The following is a 22,280-nucleotide window of genomic DNA, read 5'->3' on the forward strand; positions in this document are numbered from 1 at the left end:
GGGAGACCCAGGAAGGGTCTCCTGCACCGTTCGGATCATAAGTTTTCAGAACGTTCTGAACGTTCTGAAAACTTGCTCCGGCTGTCGAAAAGGCTTTTTCGACAGCCGGAGAGGCCGCCCAGCGGGCGGCCCCTCTTTTTCATGGTCCCGGCCTCCCCGGCCCGCGAAAAGACGGCGGCGCACTTGAAGCGGGGCGCGGTCCTGTGGTATGATATCCAAAGAGGCCCCCTGCCCCTGCCGGGGCGAGGGGGGCCGGCCGCATCGGACCACGGGAGCATCGTCCTTGGGATATCGCCGCCGGGAGATGCAGGATAGGAGATTTGCCATGCGCCATCAGACCTCCCCGGAGGAACAGGCCCTGGAGGAGCTGCGCCGCCTGCGGGATCCCCGGCGGGGGGCCCCCCGCCGGAAAGAGCGCCCCCCTTGGGCCCGCTATACCGCCATCGTCCTCCTGGCCGTGCTCTGCATCGGCGGGGCGGAGCTGCTGGCCTGCCGTTTCTTCGAACCGGCGCTGTATGAGGACATCATGGAGCCGGTGCGGGGGACGGCCCGCCAGGCCGTCCAAACGGCGGGACAGGCCCTGGGGGCCGTCTGCCGGAGCGCCTCCGCCCTGGCGGAGCAGGCCGGGGAGGCCGCTGCCGCGGCCCTGGAGCCCATCCGGGAGTGGATGGAGCGGCCCGCCCAGCGGCCGGAGGAGGAGATGGAGGACGACTCCTCCCTGGCCCAGCCGGACCTGGCGCCGCCCAAGGAGATCCTGGACCCCCTCATCAGCGACCTGGTGGAGCGGGACGGGGAGGAGATCCTCACCGGCGGCGGCGTAGAGGTGATCTATTTCGACCAGACCGACGAGGCCCGGGAAGGGCAGAGGTACGGCACCGACCTCCTCCGCACCCACGGCTGCGGCCCCACCGCCATGGCCATGGCGGTCTCCTCCCTGACGGGAGGGACGGTGGATCCGGAGGAGATGGCGGCGCTCTGCGTGGAGCAGGGCTACTGGTGCAGGGGCCACGGCTCCTACCTCTCCATCGTCCAGGGCGTGGCGGGGGCCTTCGGCTTATCCTGCGAGGCCCTGGATCTGGAGGCCCTGGACGCCGAGGAGCTCACCCTGCGCCTGTCCACGGGGGACATCGCCGTGGCCCTGATGACCAAGGGGCATTTCACCAAGGGCGGGCACTTCATCCTCCTCCGGGGCGTGACCCTCAGCGGGGAGATCCTGGTGGCGGACCCCGCCAGCCGGGACCGGAGCCTGATCCCCTGGGACCTCTCGCTGATCTTAGAGGAGCTCTCGCCCAGCCGCCACGACGGCGCGCCGCTGTGGATCTTGTCGGGAGCGGACGGGTGATGGACGGACGAAGAGGCCAGCCGGGACACCGGCTGGCCTCTTCATCTCTGCTCCGGCGGCGCTCCGCGCTCCGGAGGGTCATCCTCTCTTGAGGGCCTTCTTCAGCTTCTCCTTGACCTCCGGCGAGAGCGCCTTCCCGGCGGCCCGGACGGGCAGGGGCGGCAGGGCGCAGAACCTGCGCACCACTTGGTCGAAGGGCTCCAGGGCATAGGCGGCGAAGAACGCCGCCCGGTCGGCGGGCTGGGCGATGGGGGAGGCCAGCCGGGGGTTGCCGGCGATGGCCCGCTCCACAGGGAAGGGCTGGCGGCTGAGGGGGAGCTGGTCGAAGACGTGGCTCCCGTGAGGGGTGTTCACCAGCAGGAGGCTGATGCCCCGCTGCTGCTGTTCCGGGAACTCGTCCGGGCGGAGGCCCCACAGGTCCCCCAGGGTGAAGTCCCCGGGCCGGTCCATGCAGGCGTAAGGACAGCGGTAGCAGCAGGGCCGCAGGAACAGCGCCCGGCCGAAGGCCCGGCCATACTCCGTCTCGAAGAGGGGGCGGGTGTCCACGGTGCCGTCGTCGTAGACGGCGGTGAAGTGGCTGTCCTTCCAGCCCTCCACCTTGCTGCGGAAGCGGACGGTCTGGAGCTCCCGGCCCCGCTTCCTCTCGATGTGACGGGCCATGTCCTCCCACACGCCGGGGGAGGGGACCCCCTGGCAGACCAGGTCGCAGGTGGTCAGGCCCTCCGGCCGTCCCCCCAGGTAGCGGTACAGCCCGTCCACCTGGCAGGGGGTGCCGGAGAAGAGGACCTGACGGCCCTCCAGGCATCTCCGGACCTCCCGGAAGACGCCCTCCAGGTCGCTCTGGACGTATTTGGTCCCCCGGAGGCGCCACAGGTCCTCCTTGCGGAAGCAGGCGGTGTGCCGCAGGTGCTGCCGGCCGTCCAGCGCCGCGCCGAATACCACGCCTCCGCCCTCCAGCACGTAGTCCGCCAGGGCGGAGAAGGCCCCGCCGGAGGTGGAGTCCCGCCGGACGTCCGCCTCCCGGTTCCAGGCGGCGAAGGCGGCGGGCAGGGGCCTGGACGCCCTGGGGTGGAGCATGGGGCAGGTCCTGGTGCAGATGCCGCAGCGGACGCACTTGTCCGGGTCCACGACGGGGGAGGCGAAGCCCTCCTTGTCCCGGGGCATGGAGATGGCGTCCTTGGGGCAGGCCGCGGCACAGGCGGAACAGCCGGTGCAGTGGGCCCGGTCCGCCAGGCGGGGGAGGTCCGTCCGGGGCAGGGCCTCTCCCGCCGCCTGATAGGGCTCGTCCGCCAGGGCGGCCTTCAAATAGGAGGCCGCGGCCTCCCGGGCGGCGCGCAGCCGCTCGATGGCGGCGGGCCAATCCGGCGCGTCGTGCAGCCCGGCGGCGTCGCCCTTGCCGACGACCCGCTCGGTCAGCCCCAGGCGGCTCAGCAGGCTGAAGGTCCGGGACCGCTCCGGCTCCGCCAGCTCGGCGGGGGCCACGCTGGTGAAGAAGGGCCGCTGGAACTGGACGGAGAACACCGTCCCGTGGAAGGAGTTCGTGCAGACATAGGAGGCGTCCCGGAACAGGGCCAGGAACTCCGCCGGGCCGGCGTCGAAGACCATCTTCGCCTTGGGATGGACCTTCCGCCGGGTGCCGCAGAGCTGGACCACGGGCAGGCCCGTCTCCTCCGCCAGGCGGCGGACATAGGGCTCCAGCGGACCGGGGCGGGCGATGCAGTAGCAGAGGATGTATCCCCCCCGCGCAGGGCGCTCCGCCGCCAGGGCGGACCACTCCGCCGCCGTCAGCAGCAGCGTGGGGTCCAGCACCACCTCCGCCTCCCGTCCGGCGGCCTCCCGGACGATCTCCCGGCCCTGGATCTCCCGGACGGAGAGGTGGGAGAAGCCCTGGAGATAGCCCTCCAGCTCCGCCTCCATCCCCTCCGGGACGCGGGGCACGCCGAAGGAGGGGGCGTAGGCGATCTTGCGCAGGGGGGAGAAGGCGCCGAAGAAGACGGGGTCGAAGCGCTTATCGGGGAAGATGAGGGGGTTCCAGATCTGGTCGCTGCCGCAGACCAGCAGGTCGTAAGGGAGGTCCGCGGCCCGCAGCTCCTCCGAGCTCCCGTAGCGCCGGGGGGTGAGGGCCAGGTGGACCCTGGAGAAATCCTCGAAGCGCTGCCAGCGCCGGCGGAGGGCGGGATAGCGCAGGGCGTTGTACGCGTCGCTGGCGGCCCGGCCGGGGCTCGTCGGGGGCTGGAGGATGCGGTTGTCCTGGGCGACGAAGTAGTCGATGGTCTCGCACTCCCAGCCCAGGCCCTCCAGCGCCCGCTGGGTGGCCACGGCCTGGAGCAGCGCTCCATAGTGATGCAGATGATAGAAGGTGAGCAGTCCCGCTTTCAAAAAGACCATCCCTTTCTTCCCGGATGAGATGGAGGGCCGCCCCTTGGCCGGCCCCTGCCCCCGCGGCTCAGGAACGCCCCACGTCGTCCTCGGCGATCCAGTCCGCCACGGACACCACGTCGAACTCCGTCCGGCCCCGCCGGATGACCACCCGGCTGAGCCCCGCGTTGATCACCATGCGCCGGCACATGGAGCAGGAGGTGGCGTCCCCCAGCAGCTCGCCGGTCTGGGCGTCCCGCCCGACGAGGTACAGCGTGCCGCCCGCCATGTCCCGCCGGGCGGCGGAGATGATGGCGTTGGCCTCGGCATGGACGCTGCGGCAGAGCTCGTAGCGCTCCCCCCGGGGGACCTGGAGGGCCTCCCGGGAGCAGTAGCCCATGTCGACGCAGTTGGCCCGTCCCCTGGGGGCGCCGTTGTAGCCGGTGGAGATGATCTCGTCGTTCTTCACGATGATGGCCCCGTAGACCCGCCGCAGGCAGGTGGCCCGCTCCAGGACGGTCTCGGCGATGTCCAGGTAATAGTTTTCCTTGCTGATGCGTTCCATAGGCAGGCCCCCTCCCGATTTTTTTCATTGTACCACGAAACGTCCGGATCTGCAACGAAAACAAGACTGTCCCAAAGGACAGTCCTGCGTATCCTCGCTCTCAAAACAGCTCCACCTGGTCCGGCAGGGTGTCTTCCCCCAGATGCCGGAGCTGGCGGTGGTTCTCCTCCCACAGCCGGTCGGCGATGGCCATCTTCCGGATGATGTTCTTCACCGTCTCGTCCAGGCCGGTGCCCTCCCGGTAGTCCGCCGGGAAGATGAAGTCCACCCGGCGCTTCGCCAAAAGCTCCTCCACGCCGGTGCGGTTGGCGGACTGGTAGACCGCGATGGCCTGCCCGCCGTAAGCCCGCATCATCTTCATGCAGGGCACGTCGGAGAGGCCGTCCCCCATGTAGATCATGTTGGGGAAGGGCACCCGCTTGCTGTCGTCGGGCATGGAGTCGTTGAGGGTCTTGTCGTCGGAGACGTCCAGGACCCCCTTGTTGATCCGGTAGACGAACTGGGTCTTGGCGGTGAAGTTCACCGCCAGCTTGGGCCAGACGGGACGGCCCGTCTCGTCGTAATAGAACTCGCTGGCGTAGATCTGCTTAAAGGCCCCGCTGATGGAGGAGCCCTCGATGATCTCCCGGAGCCCGGAGGAGATGACGTAATGCTCCACCCGGACGCCCTGGCTCTCGCCGAAGGCGTCGATCCGGCGGAACCATCCCTCCACGCCGGGGAAGAGCTCGATCCCCCGGCCCTTCTCCACCAGGTCCTCCCGGGTGAAGGGCAGGGATCTGCGCTCCGCCTCCTGGAGCATGATGTACATATAGGCCAGGATGCCGTCGATGCGGTTCCTGCGGCCGAAGCTGTTGGCCTCCGCCCAGAACTCCGCCGGAGTCATGCCCAGGCTGGGGATGAAGGCGTAATCCTGCATGTCCGTGGTGCAGAGGGTCTTGTCGAAATCATAGAGGAACGCGACGATGGGGGTGGGCATGGCCCGTCCTCCTCCTCAACAGGGGCGCGGTCAATCCGCGTCGCCCCGGTAATTGGGGCCGAACTTCAGCTCGTTGATGTTCACCCGCCGGGTGGCGCTGAGGTCCTGCGCCGGGGCGGCCCCCGCCTCCTTCGCCGTCAGGGCGTCCAGCAGGGACTCCGCGGCGGCGGAGGGGGCCTCCGGAGCGGGGGGCGGCGGCGGGGGGACGACCGCCTGGGGCGCGGCGGCGGCTTCGACGGGCGCGGGCTCCGCCGCCGGCTCCTCGGCGGCCAGGACCTTCTGCTCGATCTCCTCCACGGCGATCGGCTCCGCCTCGCTCTCCAGGGGCAGCTGCGGGAACTCGTCCAGGAACTGGAGCTCCTTCTCGCACAGGCGGCGGCTCTCGGCGACGAAGCGCCGGATCTCCGCCTGGCCCTGCTGGAGGCGCTTGCTGTAGCCCTCGGCCTCCTGGCGGAAGCCCTCCAGCTTCTCCCGGGCGGCGGCCTCCGCCTGCTGGAGGATGCTGTCCCGCTTCGCCTCCGCCTCCTTGACGAGGGAGTCCGCCATCTTCTGGGCGGTGAGGAGGGTGGCGCGCATGGAATCCTCCGTGGCCCGGTACTCCTCCACCTTCTCCACCAGGACCTTCATCTTGGCCTTCAGGGAGGCGTTCTCCTTATAGAGGGACGTGTAGTCGTCGGTGAGCTCGTCCAGGAACTCATCCACCATGGTCATGTTGTAGCCGCCCATCATCGTCTTGGTGAAAGAGCGGGCGGAAACCTCCTGCGGTGTCAGCATAGTCTCAGATCCTCCCCGGTCCGTGAATCCATAGCGTCTCTCCCGATCGTGCCCCGCGGTACGATCAGAAATACAGCCCGTTGTTCTCCAGCTCGTCGATCAGGTCGCCCTCGATGTCCACGTGATAGGGCGTGATGATGTACGTGTTGGCGGCCACCTTCTTGATCTTGCCCTCCCCGGCGTAAGCCACGCCGGACAGGAAGTCGATCAGCCGCCGAGCCACGTCCTTGTTCGTGGACTCCAGGTTCAGCACCACCGTCCGCTTGTCCTTGAGCTGGTCGGCGATCTCCGAGGCGTTCTCGAAGCGCTCCGGCTTCACCAGGATGACCTTCAGCTGGGTGGTGGCGTGGATGTTCACCACCTTGCCCCGGCGGTCGTCGATCCGGCTGGAGCGGCGGTCCTCGAACATGTCCCGTTCTTGGGGCTCGTCGTCGAACTCCGCGGGATCGTCGTCCTCGTCCTCATAGGGGTGGGTCAGTTTTTTCAGCTCGTCCAGGATACTCATGCGCGTCCCTCCTGTAGTAACGTCCTTATGTGTAATGGCGGCTCCCGAAAATGGCGGTCCCGACCCGGACCATGGTGGCCCCGGCGCGGACGGCGTCCTCATAATCGCCGCTCATGCCCATCGACAGGATCTGAAGTCCATTATGAAACAATTTCTCGTCCATGTCAATAAAAAGTGCCCGGACTTTGTCAAAATAGCGCAGGCCCGCCTCCCGGTCCGCGTCGGCCGGGGGGATGGTCATCAGCCCCCGCACCCGGACATGGCCCCGCTCCAGGGCCGCCTCGGCCCCGCAGAACAGCTCCGACGGGGGGAAGCCGCTCTTGGATGCCTCCTCGCCGATGTTGACCTCCAGCAGGACGTCCTGGACGATGTCCAGCCTGCCGGCGGCCTTCTCGATCTCGTCCAGCAGCTCCACCGAGCCCACGGACTGGATCAGATCCACACGGCCCACCACCTGGCGGACCTTGTTGCGCTGGAGGTGGCCGATGAAGTGGAGCGGCGCGCCAGTATAAGCGCCCTGCGCCAGCTTGGCGGTCAGCTCCTGGACCCGGTTCTCCCCCAGGGCGTCGATCCCGGCGGCCACGGCCTCCCGGCACGCGGCGGCATCGTTCATCTTGCTGGCCCCCACCAGGAGGACGTCCTCCGGCCGCCGTCCCGCCTCCCGGGCGGCGGCGGCGATGTTCGCCCGGACACGGGCGATGTTCTCTGCGATCGACATCTCTCAGTCTCTCCCTTCCTTCCGCGCATACGGCGCACGGTCCGGCCCGCTCACTGCAGGACCTTCCCGTCGAACAGCCCCCTTGCGGAGGCCACGATCTGCTCCCCGGCCCGGACGATCCGCTTGGAGTCCCCGTCCAGGCTGGGGTCCAGCTCCGGCGAGGGGACCACCAGCACGAAGGAGTCCGCGCTGTAGACCACCTCCACCGGCTTGAACCGGGCCTCCCGGCCCACCATGCAGTAGACGCCGGTCTTTGGCTCGGAGGCGGTCCCCCCCTCCCCGTCCAGGAAGGCCCGCTCGGCCCGGAGGGCCTCCCGGGGCACCCGGAGGCCGCTGATGCTCCCGGTGACGATCTCGGCCCTCTGCTGGCGCAGCAGCGTCAGGTCCTGGAGGTAGGCGCTCCCCCGGAGCACCACCACCACTCGGCCGTCCTCCCGGGCGCCGACGGACTGGATCTCCACCGGGAGATCCTGGTCCACCCCCTTGGAGAAGCGCAGCTGCAGGGCCTCCCCGCTCCGCAGGGACCGCTCCCGCTCCTGGAGGGCCATGGCGTCCTCCACGGACACCGCCGCGGCGTACCACCACGTGTCCCCCAGCACCAGCTTCCCCACCCGGGAGCTGAGGGAGGGGTCCGCCGTCAGGGCGGAGAGCTGGGAGGGCGTCACGCTGTCCAGCAGCGCCGGGGTCAGGACGGACTCGAAGCCGTCCACCTCGGCGGAGTAGAGCCCCGCCTCCGGCGCCGTGATGCGCCGGACGGAGCCCTCCGCCTGGGCGCGCAGGGCCAGGAGCTGGGCCCCCAGGTCCTGCAGCTGGAGGGCGATGTCCCCGCTCCCGGCGTCGCTGTAGTCCCGCTTGAGGACCAGGGCGCGGAGCTCCAGAGCGGTGCTCTCCGCGTCGTACAGCCGGTCCGCCGCCAGGAAGCGGCGGTACTCCAGCACGTCCTGGGCGATCTGGGCGTCCAGCTTCCGGGTGGTCTCCGCCGCCAGGGCCAGGTCCTGGGCGTATTGGAGCTGTTCCACCCGGTCCTCCAGGCTCTCGATCTCCGCCTGGCGGTCCAGGGACGCCTGGTCCGCGTAGACCGCGGCCACGGTCCCGCCGGCGGCCACCCGCTCGCCCTCGGCGCGCTGGATGCGGAGCAGGCCGGCGCTGTCGTCGTCCAGCACCCGCTCCTCCCGGACCACGAAGCCCGTCAGCTCCACCGTGGTCTCCACCTCATAGCGGTAGGCCAGGGTGATGGTCAGGGGGTCGTCCAGGTAATGGAACCCTTGGATGGCGAAATAGCCCGCCACTCCCAGGAAGAGGGCGGCCATCAGCAGGGCCGTCCCCAGGCTTCTCTTTCTCTTTTTCATGGCGCTCCTATGTAGCCGCTCAGCCCTCCTCGGTCAAGGAGACCGGCCGGGTGGGGGCGATGGTAGAGATGGCGTGCTTGTAGATCACCTGCTGGCGCCCCTCGCTGTCCAAGATGACCACGAAGGGGTCGAAGCCCGTGATGGTCCCCCGCATCTGGAAGCCGTTCATCAAGAACATGGTGACGGGCACCCGGTCCCGCTTGGCCCGGAGGAGGAAGAGGTCCTGTAGGTTCTGCTTGTTCTGCATATCGTCCGCTCCTTTTTCTTTTGTCCGCGTGCCTCGTGGAGAGGCGTTTGTGGATCGTTCAGCGAAACGATGGTACTCGGCGCCTCCGGCGGATCCCGGGCAGATCGTTTGCCAGTTCCTAGGATACCCCCGTGTCCAGGAGGATTCCCGTCGAAACTTGTAGGGCCCGGGCAAGATCCCGCTCTTTTTCCCAAAAGACCCAGTGGATGGCCGGATCCCGCCGCAGCCAGGTCAGCTGCCGCTTGGCGTACTGCCGGGAGCGGAGCTTCACCTCCGCCAGGGCCTCCGCCTCCGAGACGGTCCCGTCCAGCACGCCCAGGAGCTCCTTATACCCGATGGCCTGGAGGGCCGTGGCCTCCCGGGGCAGGCCCCGCGCCAGCAGGGCGCGGACCTCGTCCAGCAGCCCCGCCTCCGACATCCGGTCCACCCGCCGGTCGATGAGGGCCTTCATGTCCTCCCGGTCCCGGAACTGGAGGCCGATCTTCACGGCGTCATACCGGGGCGGCAGGGCGCGGGTGGCCTCGTTGTGGGCGGTGATGGTCCGCCCGGTCTCCCGGTAGACCTCCAGCGCCCGGACGATCCGCTTCTCGTCCGCCGGGTGGAGGCGCTGCGCCGCCTGGGGGTCCACCTGCCGCAGCTCTGCCAGCAGCGGGGCGATGCCCTCCGCCGCCAGGCGCCGCTCCAGCTCCGCCCGGACCGCGCCCCCGGCCTGGCCCGGCGCGAAGCCGTGGCCCCGGACCACCGCGTCGACCCACAGCCCGGTGCCGCCCACCAGGATGGGCAGCTTCCCCCGGGCCAGGATGCCGTCCACGATGGGGATGGCCTCCTGCGCATAGCGGGCGGCGGACCAGCGCTCCGCCGGATCCGCCACGGCGATCATATGGTGGGGCACGCCGTCCATCTCCGCCTCGGTGGGGGCGGCGGTGCCGATGGTCATGCCCTTGTAGATCTGCATGGAGTCGGCGGAGACGACCTCGCCGCGGAAGCGCTTGGCCAGCAGGACGCCCAGGGCGGTCTTGCCGCAGGCGGTGGGGCCCAGGACGCAGACGATCTTCGCCGCCATCAGAACGAGAGCCCCAGGGCCCGGGCCCGGGCGCAGGCGGAGGCCAGGATCTGCGGCGCGTCCTCCGGGGCCAGGTCCAGGCCCCCGGCGAAGACATAGTCGAACCGGGGGATGCCGCACATGGCGGCCAGCTGCTCCCAGTGGAGGGGGCCCAGGCTTTGGGGCCCCTCCCGGTCGCCGCCGGTGGTGAGGTAGGCCAGCCGGGCGGCCTTGCAGTCGCCGTGGCAGCCGTCGGCCTCGTAGTGGTAGCACAGGCCGCAGACGGAGACGTGCTCGATGTAGATCCGCATGACCGCGGGGAAGCTCAGGTCCCAGAGGGGCGCCGCCGCCACGATGGCGTCCGCCCTTCGGAACTGCCGGGCCAGGTCGAACACCGGCGCGTCGAAGGCCCCGACGGACGCCAGGGCGTCCCGCTCGTCCAGGGCGGGGGGGAGGAAGGGCCTCAGGTCCAGGGCCTCCAAAGAGACCGTCTCGACCGCCGCCTCCGGGTGTCCCTCCCGGAAGGCGGAGAGGAAGGCGTCCGCCAGGGCGCGGGTGCGGGACCCGGGGCCCCGCTGGCTGATGCAGCCGTCGATGAATAAAAGTTCCATGTCACTCCTCGTCGGATACGGTGGTGATGATGGGCCTGCCCTCCCGGTCCAGGAGGGGCGTCAGGCCTCCGGCCCCGGCGGCTTGGAAAAAGAGGTAGTTGACCCCCGTTTCCCGGTCTACCAGGATAAAGGCGGTGCCCGGCGCGTTGGAGGGGGCGGGCCGGATGATGAACCGGGTCTCCTTCTTCTTGAACATACCGTCCTCCTATGTCCGCTTGAACATCTTCTCAAGCTCGTACCTGGTCAGCTTCACCGCCACGGGCCGTCCGTGGGGGCAGAAGCGGACCTGGCCGCTCTGCACCTTGTCCACCAGGACCCGCAGCTCCGCCGGGTCGCTCTTCCAGCCGCCCTTGATCGCGGCCTTGCAGGCCATGGTGTGGAGCAGGCCCTCCCGCCGCTCGGCGGGGGAGCGGCCTTGGCGGAGCTTGGCGGCGATCTCCTCCAGCGTGGCCGTCACGTCCCCGGCGTCGATGTCCGCCGGGACCTCCCGGACCAGTACGGCCCCGCCGCCGAAGTCCTCGCAGGTGAAGCCGAAGGACTCCAGCAGGGGCAGGTGCTCCAGGAGGAGGGCGCTGTCCTCCCGCCCCAGCTCCACGGCGGCGGGGGTCAGGAGGGCCTGGCGCATGGGGGGCTCCAGGGCCGCTTCCAGGCGGTCGAAGTTGATCCGCTCGTGGGCGGCGTGCTTGTCCACCAGCCAGACGTCCCCGCCCTCGCTCTCGCAGACGATATAGGTCCGGAGCACCTCCCCGGCGATCCGCCAGGGGGCCTCTTTGCGGGGCTCCAGGGCCTCCTGCCCCGGCACCTCCGCCTTTTTCGGGGGGATGGCCGGGACGGAGGGCCGGGGCCCTCCCTCGGACCGGGGGCCCTCCGCCGTTTTCGCGGCCGGGGCGGGCCTGGGGGACGCCGGCCGCGGGGCCTGCGGCGGCGCATCCCCCCGCAGGAGCGGCGAGGGCCGGGGGCCCAGGAGCTCCGGCGCGCTGTCCGAGAGCCTGGGGCCCTTCCGCTCCGTGTCCCAGGTGCGCGGGCGCTCCGGCGGCCTGGCCCCCTGCTCCCGATAGGTCTTGGCGTCCATGCTCCGGAAAAAGTCCTCCCGCGGGGCGGGGGCCGTCCCGCCGGCCGGGACCGCGCCGCCCCTGGCTTCCAGGCAGTCCAGCACGGTGTGGTAGACCGCGTCGAAGACCGCCTTCTCCTGGGCGAACTTCACCACGGTCTTGGCGGGGTGGACGTTCACGTCCACCCGGTCCACCGGCAGCTCTACCGCCAGCACGCAGCCGGGGAACTTCCCCTTCATGATCTGGTTGCGGTAGGCCTCCTCCAGCGCCGCTGTCAGCAGCGGGGACTTGATGAACCGCCCGTTGACGAAGAACACCTGCATGGACCGGGAGCCCCGGCCCTGGAGGGGCTGGGTGATGAAGCCCCGCACGTGGACGTCCCCGCCCCGGCCCTCCGCCGGGAGCAGGCTCCGGGCGAAGTCCCGGCCCAGGGCCGCGTAGACGGCGGAGTCCAGCCGCCCGTCGCCGGGGGTGTGGAGGGCCTCCGCGCCGTCCTTGATGAATTTGAAGGAGATGTCCGGATGGGACAGGGCCAGGTGCTGCACGAGGCCGCCCACCGCCGCCGTCTCGGCGCTGTCCTTCTTCATGAACTTCAGCCGGGCCGGGGTGTTGTAGAACAGGTCCCGGACCAGGATGGTCGTCCCCTCCGGCGCGCCGGTCTCCTCCACCTGGCCGGGCACGCCGCCCTCCAGGCGGAGCGCCGCTCCGGCGGCGTCCTCCCGCCGCCGGGTGCGGATGTCCACCCGGCTGACGGCGCAGATCGCCGCCAGGGCCTCCCCCCGGAAGCCCAGGGTGCCGATCCTCCCCAGGTCCTCCGGGGAGCGGAGCTTGCTGGTGGCGTGGCGCAGGAAGGCGGTGGGCAGCTCGGCGGCGGCGATGCCGCAGCCGTTGTCGCTGACCCGGATCAGGCCCATGCCGCCCCGGCGGAGCTCCGTCACGATGGCGGAGCTCCCGGCGTCGATGGCGTTCTCCACCAGCTCCTTGACCACGCTGGCGGGGCGTTCCACCACCTCGCCGGCGGCGATCAGGTCCGCCACGTGGGAGGCGAGCTGTCGTATCTCGGGCATCGGGGCCCCTCCTTTCCGGGATGCAACGGGCCGTCAAAGCAGCAGCGCCGCCACGACGGGGATGGTGACGATGGAAGCAAGCGTGGACACGAAGGTGATCTGGGCCATGCACTCGGCGTCCCCGCCGTGCTCCATGCAGAGCATGGAGCCGTTCACCGCCGTGGGCATCCCCATCTCGATGACGGCCACGCGCAAAAGCAGCTCCCCGGCCCCCAGGGCGCGGAGGAGGGGGAAGAGGGCCACCGGCATGGCCAGTAGCCGCACCGCCGTCAAGATCCACAGCCGGGGGGAGGTGAACATGGCCCCCAGCGGCAGCCCCGCCAGCAAAGAGCCTACGAACAGCAGCGACAGCGGCACCGTGATGCTCCCCACGAACTCCAGCGCCTCCCCGACGATCGCCGGGGGGCGGAGGCGGCTCAGGGCCAGGATCAGCGCCAGCAGGGCGGCCACGGCCGCAGGGGAGAACATCTGCCGGAGGCTGAAGCGCTTCGCCCCGGTGAGCATCAGCGGCCCCAGGGTGAAGGCCATCAGGTTGAAGGGCAGGACCAAGATCACGGCGTAGATCAGCGCCTCCGGCCCGAAGAGGGCCACCGCCACCGGATAGCCGATGAAGCCCACGTTCCCGAAGACCAGGGTGAAGCGCCAGACGCCCTTTTGTCCCGGCGTGCCCCCCAGCAGCGGCGGCACGAGCAGGGCGAAGGCGAACTCCAGCAGGTAGAACACCGCCGCCACGCCCAGCATCCCCAGCACCACGGAGCGCTCCGGCAGCTCGCTGCCGGTGCTGACGGTCCCCAGGATCATGGCGGGCAGGGTCACGTCCAGCAGCAGCTTGGAGATCTTCTTATCCACCTCGGCCCCCAGGATGCCCAGGCGGTCCGCGGCGTACCCCGCGCAGATGGCGAAGAGGAGCACCAGCATCTCCGAGAGCGTATCGAAAAAATCCATGGGAAGATCCCTCCTCCGGGCGCGGCGCGCCCTGCCGTCATACCAGCCCCGACAGCACCGACAGGGCGTTCACCCCGGCGTGGAGGCCGATGGGGGCCCAGAGGGTCCCCGCGTGGTCATAGGCCCAGGCCAGCACCAGCCCGGGGATCAGATACTGCACCATCAGCAGGAAATAGGCCGGGTCCCGGCCCGCCACGGCGAACTGCCACACGTGGACCAGGGCGAAGAGGGCGCAGCTCACCGCGTAGGCCAGGAGGCGGCTGCGCTCCTTCAGCCCGCCGAAGACCAGCCCCCGGAAGAGGGTCTCCTCCACGAACGGGGCCAGGAAGACCACGATCAGCAGCGTCATGTGGGGCGCGGCGCCGATCTGGGCGGAGATGGCGGAGTCGTTCCGGTTCCCCGCCCGGTCCGTCAGCAGCCCGCTCAGCCGGGAGGCCAGCTCACAAAGGCCGTAATAGGCCACGATGCCCACCGCGGCGGTCTTCACCGCCAGCGCGGGATCGTCCAGGAAGCGGCGGGTGGTCTTGGCCAGGAGGCTGCGGAAGAGGACCGCCGTCACGGCGAAGAGGACGTAGTAATAGACGGCGCTGCCCAAGTCCTCCGGCACCCGCCGGCCCAGCAGCTCCCCCGCCAGGCGCAGGGCGGGCCCCGCCGCCAGAGGGAGGAGCAGCAGGTAGAGCACGAAGAACACGGTGCCGCAGGAGCGCTCCAGCCCCGTCAGGCCGGCGGACGCCTTTTTCTTAGCCATGCCCGTCCCCCTGCTCCAGCCTGCGCTTCAGCTCGTAGAGGAGGCCCAGGGCCTCGATGGGCGTCAGCGTGTCCGGCTGGCAGCGACGCAGGGCGTCCAGGACCTCCCCCTCGCCGATGGAGCCCAGGGAGACCTGCTCCGGCTCCTCCCGGGGGGCGGCGGACCGGACGCCGTCCCCGGCCTCCAGCTCCGTCAGCACCTGCCGGGCCCGGCGGAGCACCTTGTCCGGCAGGCCCGCCAGCTTGGCCACCTCGATGCCGTAGCTCCGATCCGCCCCGCCGGGGAGGATCTTGCGCAAGAAGACGATCTCGTCCCCCCGGGCCTTCACGGCGACGCGGCAGTTGATGGTCCCCGGCAGGGAGCTCTCCAGCTCCGTCAGCTCGTGGTAATGCGTGGCGAAGAGGGTCTTGGCCCCTAAGGTCTTGGGGTCGGCGCAGTGCTCCAGCACCGCCCGGGCGATGGACATGCCGTCGAAGGTGGAGGTGCCCCGCCCGATCTCGTCCAGGATCAGGAGGGAGCGCTTTGTGGCGCAGCGGAGGATGTCCGCCACCTCCGTCATCTCCACCATGAAGGTGGACTGCCCGGCGGCGAGGTCGTCGCTGGCCCCCACCCGGGTGAAGATGCGGTCCACCACGCCGATCCGGGCGCGGGCGGCGGGGACGAAGCCCCCCATCTGGGCCATGAGGACGATGAGGGCCACCTGGCGCATATAAGTGGACTTGCCCGCCATGTTGGGCCCGGTGATGATGGCGACCCGGCTCTCCTTCTCGCCCAGGAACGTGTCGTTGGGGACGAAGAGGGCGTCCTTGAGGACCCGCTCCACCACGGGGTGGCGCCCCTCCTTGATGTCGATGACGCCGGACTCATCCACGTCCGGGCGGCAGTAGCCGTTGCGCACCGCCACGGCGGCCAGGGACGCCAGGGCGTCCGCCTCGGCGACGGCGGCGGCGGTCTTCAGGACCCGGGCCGAACCGGCGGAGACCTCCTCCCGGAGCTTGGCGAACAGCTCGTACTCCAGGGCCACCACCCGGTCGGAGGCGGTGAGGATGGAGCTCTCCAGTTCCTTGAGCTCCTGCGTGACGTAGCGCTCCGCCCCGGCCAGGGTCTGCTTGCGGACGTAGGTGTCCGGCACCTGCCCCTTGAAGGAGTTGGAGACTTCGATGTAATAGCCGAAGACCTTGTTGTACCGGATCTTCAGCGTGCGGATGCCGGTGCGCTCCTTCTCCCGGGCCTCCATCTCGGGGATGACGCCCTTGCCGTTTTTGAGGATGTGGCGCAGGCGGTCCACCTCTTCGTCGAAGCCGTCCCGGATGAAGCCGCCCTCCCGGACAGAGAAGGGGGGCTCGTCGCAGATCGTCTCGGCGATGCGCCGCCCCAGGTCCTCCAGGAGGTCCAGCTCCGCCGCCAGCTCCGAGAGGCGGCGGTCCGGGAAGGAGGCGAGCCGGGCCCGGATCTCGGGGAGGGCGCCGATGGCGGAGCGCAGGGACTTGAGGTCCCGGCCCCCGGCGGTGCCGTAGACGATGCGGCCGATCAGCCGCTCCATGTCCCCCAGGCCGCTGAGGGCGGCGATCAGCTCCTCCCGGCCGATGGTGTCGTCCACCAGGGCGGCGACGGCCCCGTTCCGCCGGCAGATCGCGGCCACGTCCAGCAGCGGCCGCTCCAGCCAGCTGCGCAGGCACCGGCCCCCCATGGGGGTCTGGGTCCGGTCCAGCACCCAGAGGAGGCTGCCCCGCTTCTCCTTGCCCCGCATGGTGGCCGTCAGCTCCAGGTTCCGCCGCGCGGTCAGGTCCAGCTCCATGAACCGGCCCTGCTCGTAATAGTCCAGGTCGTTGATATAGGAGAGGTCCGTCTTCTGCGTCTCGTATAAGTAGCTGAGCAGCCCGCCCAGGGCCCTGGCCGCCGCCGGGACGGACGGCGGGAGGCGGGACCACGCCTCGTCCCCGAACTGCTCCCGGATGCTGCGCTCCGCCTCGTCCAGGAGGAAGCGCCGCTCCCCGGCGTCCTCCACCCGGCAGCGGAACTTCTCCCGCAGGGCCGCGGTGAGGGCCGGCTCGGAAGCGGCCCCGCCGTTCAGCACGGCCTCGGCAGGGGAGAAGCGGCCGAGCTCGTTGACGACGTGCTCGATCCGGTCCCGGCCGGTGAAGGACGTCAGGTGGGCCCGGCCGGTGGTGACGTCGCAGAACGCCGCCCCCGCGGAGCGGGAGTCGGCATAGACGGCGCAGAGGAAATTGCTGGACTTTTCGTCCAGGCAGGACGCGTCCGTCACGGTGCCCGGGGTCACCACCCGGATGATGTCCCGCTTCACCAGGCCCTTGGCCGCGGCGGGGTCCTCCATCTGTTCGCAGATGGCGACCTTATAGCCCTTGGCGATCAGCCGGGCGATGTAGGACTCGCAGGCGTGGTAGGGGATGCCGCACATGGGGACCCGCTCCTCGGCAGGCTTCGCGCGCTTGCCCTTGTCCCGGCTGGTCAGGGTCAGGTCCAGCTCCTTGGAGGCCAGCTTCGCGTCGTCGGCGAACATCTCGTAGAAATCGCCCAGGCGGAAGAACAGGATGGAATCCGGGTGGTCCTTCTTGATCTCCAGGTACTGCTTCATCATAGGGGTCAGCTCTGCCATAGGGCGCTCCGCTCCTCTCCTCCTGTTTGGGCCGTCCCGGTCACAGCTCCGCCGCCGTGCCGCAGGCCATGGGCCGGAGGCGGTCCCCCAGCGTCTCCTTGAGCCGCGCGTAGGCCCAGTCCCCGGTGCAGTGCCCGGTGTGATAGACGGCGCCGCCCTCCGAGAGGGCCGCGGCGGTGACGGCGGTCAGGCGCTCCGCCTCCGGCGTGCCGGGCTCCAGCTCGAACAGGTGGAACCCGCCGAAGACCACGTCGGGCCGCCGGCCCAGGTGCCGCTCCGCCGCCCGGAGGGTGTTCACGATCCCCAGGTGCCCGCACCCGGCCAGGAGGGCCGCCTTCCCGCCCTCCTCCACCAGCAGGTGCTGCTCATGGGAGAAGCCGTCGGGACGGAGGCCCTCCGCCGTCCCCTGCTGGAGCTTGGGGGCCGCGGCCCGGAGGGACGCGTCGTCCTCCACGTCGGAGAACAACAGCAGCTCCTCGTCCAGCCGGAGGCTGGCCCCGGTGGAGACCAGGCGCTCCCGGATGGGCTCGGGCGGCGCCTCCAGGCCGATGGAGCGGGGCTCCTGCCCCGGCAGGACGGCGTAATGGGGCCGGAGGGCGTCGGGGCGGAGGTAGATCTTGGCCCGGGCGTTGGCCCGGCAGAACGCCGCCAGCCCGCCGCCGTGGTCCGAATGGCCGTGGGACAGCACGGCGGTGTCCACGGCGGCGATGTCCACGCCCAGGCGCGCGGCGTTGTCCAGGAAGGAGGCGTCGGGGCCCATGTCGAAAAGGACCTTGTGCTTCGCCGTCTCCACGTAGATGGAAAGCCCCCGGGCGGCGGACAGGTCCGTCCGGCAGGCAGTGTCCTCCAGCAGGGTGACGATCTTCATAACGTGACCTCCAGATCTTATATCCATATTCGCCCCGCCCCTTGACGGCCGGGGCGGGAGGGGGCGTGATGGGAGCAGGAGAGCGGCCGGCACGCTTACGAGTCCGGCGTCAGAGGATGCGCCGCCCCCTCTGTGCTGCGGGGGCCTCGGATGCGCTCACGGGCCTCACCTCTCCCCGCCTGGGAGGGGATCGGCCCCGCCTCTCCTGCCATTTCGATTATACCACGTTTGTCAATAAGTGCCTGAAAGACCCCGCGCCGAGGCGCGGGGTCCTTTTCCTGTGTCCCGATCCGTTCACTGTGCCCGTTTCAGCTGTGCGATCTCCCGGGAATGCTGCTTGATGGCCGCTTCCGCGACATCCATGCGGTCCTCGAGGTCCTCCACCGCCTCGGAAGGGAGCAGCTTTTCCTGGATCAGCCTCATCTGCTCCGCCAGAAGGTCGAACTTCGGCTCGAAATAAGCCTCCATCATCGCCATCATCCTGGACTCGGAAGCGCCGATCTCTTCCTTTATCTGCGCCGTCGTCCTGGACTCGGAAGCGCCGATCTCTTCCTTTATCCGCGCCGTCATCCTGGACTCGGAAGCGCCGATCTCTTCCTTTATCTGCGCCGTCGTCCTGGACTCGGAAGCGCCGATCTCTTCCTTTATCCGCGCCGTCATCCTGGACTCGGAAGCACCGATCTCTTCCTTCATCCGCTCTGTCATCCTGGACTCGGAAGCGCCGATCTCTTCTTTCATCCGCGCCGTCATCCTGGATTCGGAAGCGCCGATCTCTTCCTTTATCTGCGCCGTCGTCCAGGTCATCATCCTGGATTCGGAAGCACCGATCTCTTCTTTCATCAGACCGGCGATCGCCTGCAGATCTTTTTCATCGAGCATCATCGTCACCTCTTTCCCATGATTATACTGTGAAGGAGGGATATTGTCAATCTCCTCCCGGCTCCCTGGACCGGTCCCGGCAGACCAGCTCGTCCAAAGAGATGCCGTAAAAGTCCGCCAGGGCGATGAGGGCCGTCATCTTCGGTTCACGCAGGCCCCATTCATAATTTTGGTATGCCCGGAGACTCATCTTAGCCCCCGCGGCCGTTTCCTGCTGCGTGAAAGAGGCTTTGGTCCTCAACTCTATCAACTTTTCAGAGAATGTCATGGCCCTGCGCCTCTTTCCTATTGACGCGAACAAATGGGAGAGCTATAATATGGATATCTCAAACGTGCGCTTCTTGGATCGGGAGGATACTATGGACGATTATCTAAAATGCCTGTACGACCACGTCATGGACGGACTGCTCCCCGGCGCGGGCCGGGACAGGGCGGAGCATGACCGCCGCTCCAGGGAACAGGAACGGGCCTGGGACGCGCTGTGGGCCAGCCTGAGCCCGGAACAGATCGGGCTCGTAGAAGACTATCAGGCCGCCCAGGCGGAGACCTGCGCCCTGGAAGACGAGTGGCTGTTCCAAGAGGGCGTCGCCCTGGGCAAATGGCTGGCCCGGCCCTAGACCGGCTCCCCGTACAGCGCCCAGGTGTTGCTCCCGGTGATCCTGGCCTCCAGGAACCGCCCGATCAGGGCCTTGTCCCCCTTCAGCCGCACCAGCCGGTTGCCCTCCGTCCGGGAGGAGAGGGGGAACTCCCCGTCGCCGCTCTCGCCGTCCACCAGCACCCGGACCGTCTTCCCCACGTACCCGGCGTGGATCCGGGCCGAATGGCCGTTCTGGACCTCCAGCAGGCGGTCGAACCACGCCTGCTTCTCCTCCCGCGGCGCCGGGTCCGGCATGGCCGCCGCCTTGGTCCCGGGGCGGGGGGAGTAGAGGAAGGTGAACAGGGCGTCGAAGCCCACCTCCTCCACCAGGGACACCGTGTCCATGGCCTCCGCCTCCGTCTCGCCGGGGAAGCCCACGATCACGTCGCTGGTCAGCACCAGCCCCGGCATGACGGACCGGGCGTAGCCGATCAGGTCCAGGTAGTCCTGCCGCGTGTACCGCCGGGCCATCTCCCGCAGCACCCGGTCGTTCCCGGACTGGAAGGGGAGGTGGAGCTGCTTGGCGACGTGGGCGCACCGCGCCATGGTGTCGAACAGGGCGGGGCCGGCGTCCTTGGGGTGGCTGGACATGAAGCGGATCCAGTAGTCCCCCGGGATCTCATCGATGTCCGCCAGCAGGTCCGGGAAGTGATACCCGGCGTCCAGGTCGTTCCCATAGGAATTGACGTTCTGGCCCAGCAGGGTGATGTCCTTGTACCCCGCCTCCACCAGCTCCCGGACCTCCGCCAGCACGGCGGCGGGGTCCCGGCTCCGCTCCCGGCCCCGGACGTAGGGCACGATGCAGTAGGAGCAGAAGTTGTTGCACCCGTACATGATGGAGACCCAGGCCCTCACGCCCCGCTCCCGCACCACCGGCAGGCCCTCGGCGAGGCGGCCGTGCTCGTCCTCGACTGAGAAGACCCGGCGGCGCTGGTCGTACACCTGCCACAAGAGCTCCGGGAAGCGCCACAGCGCCTGGGGCCCGAAAACCAGGTCCACATGGCGGTAGGACTCCTCCACCCGCTTGGCCACCCGCTCCTCCTGAGCCATGCAGCCGCACAGGACGATGACCTGTCCGGGGGACGCCTTCTTGGAGTGGGTGAGGGCGCCCAGGCTGCCGAAGACCCGCTGCTCCGCGTGCTCCCGGACCGCGCAGGTGTTCAGCACCACCAGGTCGGCCTCCCGGGCCTCCTTTGTGAAGGAGAACCCCATCGCCTCCAGCATCCCCATGATGCGCTGTCCGTCGGCCACGTTCTGCTGGCAGCCGAAGGTCTCCACGCAGGCGGAGGGATGGGCCTGCCGGGCGGCGAACATGGCCCTCATCTTGTCTTGGAAGCCCCGCTGGCGGGCGATGTCCGCCTCCGGGACCACGATCTGTTCACGCTTCAATACGTTCCCTCCATCGACGCAGGCGCGTCCTGTGATATGACGCGGATATCATACCATGAAACCCGGGAAAGCACAAGGGGGAGATCGCCCGGCGGGGACGCCGGGCGGTCTCCCTCTGTCGAGGAACGCGGAGGGCTGGGAGGACGGGAAGGACGAGTGTGTGCGGGAGACCCAGGAGGGGTCTCCTGCACGATTCAAATCAAGGAGTCCCCAGAACTTTGAAAAAGTTCTGGGGACTTGCTCAGCCTGCCGAAAAGACGTTTCGGCAGGCTGAGATCGCCCGGCGGGGACGCCGGGCGATCTGGTGGTTTTGCCGGAGAGGGCCGGTCTTCCTTTGTCAAAAACGGAAGATCTTCACAAAAGGGCTTGACATTTTCATGAGGATATTGTATAGTTTAGCTACAGAAAGAGGTGAGACCCGTGTACTAGACAGCACGCGACCCACGTCTTCCGAATGCCGTCCGGCACCAGCGATACCGAACGCATCCAGCGTGATCTCAGGCAGCTCCCAAATACGAAACACCACTCACTATGATGAGCCAAGCGGGGCCAGCAGGCCGATGCGGACACTGTTTCATGGATTGGAGGTCCCCGGATCACCCACACCCCCTCGATCTCAAACGGACGGCGAACTCAAGAAAGCAGAGGTACAGACCAATGGACAGTCCGATCAATGGGTGAGCCCCCCATTCGCCGACGGAGCGGATGGGGGGATGTTTTTTTGCCCATATGCCGCCGCCGGGCGCAAAAAAGGCCAGGCAGCTCGGATGAGCCGCCTGACCTCTTCGTTCCGTCTTTCCGATCCTGCCGCCGCCTGCGCGGGGCCGGCGGGGCTCCGGGACGCTCCCGGGAGCGGGGATCAGCCCTTCACCAGGGACGCGATCTCGTCGGCGAAGTTCTCCTGCTTCTTCTCGATGCCCTCGCCCTTCTCGAAGCGCACGGCGTCCTTGAAGGCGATCGTCCCGCCCAGGGACTTGGCGGCGGAGGCCAGGTACTTCTCCACGGTCATGTCGCCGTCCTTCACGAAGTCCTGCTGGAGCAGGCAGTTCTCGGCGTAGAACTTGTTCAGCTTGCCCATGACGATCTTCTCCCGGACCTGGGCGGGCTTGCCGGCCATCTTCGGGTCGTTCTCCATCTGGGCCAGCATGACCTTCTTCTCCTCGTCCAGGATCTCCTGGGTCACCTGGGCCTTGTCCCAGAAGCGGGGGTTCAGGGCGGCGATCTGCATGGCGATGTCCTTGCCGGCCTCCTGGACCTTCTCGGCGTCCAGGTCGGTCTCCAGGTTCACCAGCACGCCGATCTTGCCGCCGGCGTGGACGTAAGGCACGGACACGCCCTCGGCATAGCGGGCGAAGCGGCGGACCTTGATGTTCTCGCCGATGACCAGGACCATCTCCTGCTGCTGCTGGGTGACGGTCAGCTCGCTGCCGGCGTAGGTGCACTCCATCAGGGCGTCCAGGCTGGCGGGGGCCTCCTTGGCGACGGTGGCGGCCACGCCCTTGACGAAGTCCACGAACTTCTCGTTCTTGCCCACGAAGTCGGTCTCGGCGTTGACCTCGACCACCACGCCCACGCCGTCGATGACGGCGGC

General features: G+C 68.9%; 22 protein-coding genes. 2 read left to right on the forward strand and 20 right to left on the reverse strand.

Going from position 1 to position 22,280, the window contains the following annotated elements:
* The first annotated feature begins 325 nt into the window (after positions 1-325).
* The gene (locus QZ332_RS10035; RefSeq protein ID WP_295764901.1) at positions 326-1,342 is read left to right on the forward strand and encodes a C39 family peptidase; all 1,017 of its coding nucleotides are present in this window, start codon (positions 326-328) and stop codon (positions 1,340-1,342) included.
* Between the two features lie 78 nt (positions 1,343-1,420).
* Here the strand turns inward: QZ332_RS10035 and QZ332_RS10040 are convergent, their stop codons facing one another.
* The 18 genes from QZ332_RS10040 to QZ332_RS10125 all read right to left on the reverse strand — a co-directional run bounded on the left by QZ332_RS10040 (position 1,421) and on the right by QZ332_RS10125 (position 18,931).
* Positions 1,421-3,730, reverse strand: a complete 2,310-nt coding sequence (locus tag QZ332_RS10040) for a polysaccharide pyruvyl transferase family protein (RefSeq protein WP_295764902.1) — start codon at positions 3,728-3,730, stop codon at positions 1,421-1,423.
* Between the two features lie 58 nt (positions 3,731-3,788).
* Complete coding sequence (locus tag QZ332_RS10045) at positions 3,789-4,265, reverse strand: deaminase (RefSeq protein WP_295764903.1); 477 nt, start codon at positions 4,263-4,265, stop codon at positions 3,789-3,791.
* 100 nt (positions 4,266-4,365) lie between these two features.
* Entirely contained in the window at positions 4,366-5,241 is an 876-nt protein-coding gene (locus tag QZ332_RS10050; protein ID WP_295764904.1) for an HAD family hydrolase, read from the reverse strand.
* 30 nt (positions 5,242-5,271) lie between these two features.
* Entirely contained in the window at positions 5,272-6,015 is a 744-nt protein-coding gene (locus QZ332_RS10055; protein ID WP_295764905.1) for a DivIVA domain-containing protein, read from the reverse strand.
* Positions 6,016-6,079: 64 nt separating this feature from the next.
* Positions 6,080-6,520 carry a cell division protein SepF gene (locus tag QZ332_RS10060; RefSeq protein ID WP_295764906.1) on the reverse strand — a complete coding sequence of 147 codons (441 nt, stop codon included), beginning with the start codon at positions 6,518-6,520 and terminating at the stop codon, positions 6,080-6,082.
* A 25-nt stretch (positions 6,521-6,545) separates the two neighbouring features.
* A complete protein-coding gene (locus QZ332_RS10065) occupies positions 6,546-7,238 on the reverse strand; it encodes a YggS family pyridoxal phosphate-dependent enzyme (RefSeq protein ID WP_295764908.1) in 693 nt (230 codons plus the stop codon).
* A gap of 50 nt (positions 7,239-7,288) precedes the next feature.
* Complete coding sequence (locus QZ332_RS10070; protein WP_295764910.1) at positions 7,289-8,587, reverse strand: HlyD family efflux transporter periplasmic adaptor subunit; 1,299 nt, start codon at positions 8,585-8,587, stop codon at positions 7,289-7,291.
* Between the two features lie 19 nt (positions 8,588-8,606).
* On the reverse strand, positions 8,607-8,834 hold the full coding sequence (gene hfq, locus QZ332_RS10075) for an RNA chaperone Hfq (RefSeq protein ID WP_295764911.1): 228 nt from the start codon (positions 8,832-8,834) through the stop codon (positions 8,607-8,609).
* A gap of 118 nt (positions 8,835-8,952) precedes the next feature.
* Positions 8,953-9,897: a tRNA (adenosine(37)-N6)-dimethylallyltransferase MiaA gene (gene miaA, locus QZ332_RS10080; protein ID WP_295764913.1), complete on the reverse strand. Its 945-nt coding sequence runs from the start codon at positions 9,895-9,897 to the stop codon at positions 8,953-8,955.
* Complete coding sequence (locus QZ332_RS10085; protein ID WP_295764915.1) at positions 9,897-10,487, reverse strand: NAD(P)H-dependent oxidoreductase; 591 nt, start codon at positions 10,485-10,487, stop codon at positions 9,897-9,899. Before QZ332_RS10085 ends, miaA begins: the two co-directional genes overlap by 1 nt.
* 1 nt (position 10,488) lies before the next feature.
* A complete protein-coding gene (locus QZ332_RS10090; protein ID WP_295764917.1) occupies positions 10,489-10,683 on the reverse strand; it encodes a DUF6440 family protein in 195 nt (64 codons plus the stop codon).
* 9 nt (positions 10,684-10,692) lie between these two features.
* Positions 10,693-12,606, reverse strand: coding sequence for a DNA mismatch repair endonuclease MutL (gene mutL / locus QZ332_RS10095; protein WP_295764919.1), 1,914 nt, complete (start codon positions 12,604-12,606; stop codon positions 10,693-10,695).
* A gap of 33 nt (positions 12,607-12,639) precedes the next feature.
* Positions 12,640-13,551 carry an AEC family transporter gene (locus QZ332_RS10100; protein WP_295764921.1) on the reverse strand — a complete coding sequence of 304 codons (912 nt, stop codon included), beginning with the start codon at positions 13,549-13,551 and terminating at the stop codon, positions 12,640-12,642.
* A gap of 37 nt (positions 13,552-13,588) precedes the next feature.
* Entirely contained in the window at positions 13,589-14,299 is a 711-nt protein-coding gene (locus tag QZ332_RS10105; protein ID WP_295764924.1) for a CPBP family intramembrane glutamic endopeptidase, read from the reverse strand.
* Positions 14,292-16,916 (reverse strand): DNA mismatch repair protein MutS, encoded by a 2,625-nt coding sequence (mutS, locus tag QZ332_RS10110; protein WP_295764927.1) that lies wholly within the window; start codon positions 16,914-16,916, stop codon positions 14,292-14,294. The genes QZ332_RS10105 and mutS overlap by 8 nt, the downstream gene beginning before the upstream one ends.
* A 40-nt stretch (positions 16,917-16,956) precedes the next feature.
* Entirely contained in the window at positions 16,957-17,784 is an 828-nt protein-coding gene (locus tag QZ332_RS10115) for an MBL fold metallo-hydrolase (protein WP_295764931.1), read from the reverse strand.
* 294 nt (positions 17,785-18,078) lie between these two features.
* The gene (locus QZ332_RS10120; RefSeq protein ID WP_295764934.1) at positions 18,079-18,663 is read right to left on the reverse strand and encodes a hypothetical protein; all 585 of its coding nucleotides are present in this window, start codon (positions 18,661-18,663) and stop codon (positions 18,079-18,081) included.
* A 46-nt stretch (positions 18,664-18,709) separates the two neighbouring features.
* Positions 18,710-18,931 (reverse strand): helix-turn-helix domain-containing protein, encoded by a 222-nt coding sequence (locus QZ332_RS10125; protein ID WP_295764936.1) that lies wholly within the window; start codon positions 18,929-18,931, stop codon positions 18,710-18,712.
* A 91-nt stretch (positions 18,932-19,022) separates the two neighbouring features.
* Between QZ332_RS10125 and QZ332_RS10130 the strand changes: the two genes are divergently transcribed.
* Positions 19,023-19,280 (forward strand): hypothetical protein, encoded by a 258-nt coding sequence (locus QZ332_RS10130; RefSeq protein WP_295764938.1) that lies wholly within the window; start codon positions 19,023-19,025, stop codon positions 19,278-19,280.
* On the opposite strand, the gene miaB is transcribed toward QZ332_RS10130, so the two are convergent.
* On the reverse strand, positions 19,277-20,689 hold the full coding sequence (gene miaB, locus QZ332_RS10135) for a tRNA (N6-isopentenyl adenosine(37)-C2)-methylthiotransferase MiaB (protein WP_295764940.1): 1,413 nt from the start codon (positions 20,687-20,689) through the stop codon (positions 19,277-19,279). The two genes, QZ332_RS10130 and miaB, sit on opposite strands and share 4 nt — an antisense overlap.
* An 859-nt stretch (positions 20,690-21,548) precedes the next feature.
* Positions 21,549-22,280, reverse strand: a 732-nt coding sequence (tsf, locus tag QZ332_RS10140; RefSeq protein ID WP_295764942.1) for a translation elongation factor Ts, incomplete at its 5' end; no start/stop codon positions are given.

Origin of the sequence: uncultured Oscillibacter sp., from assembly GCF_910584465.1 — a bacterium.
Taxonomy (GTDB): domain Bacteria; phylum Bacillota; class Clostridia; order Oscillospirales; family Oscillospiraceae; genus Oscillibacter.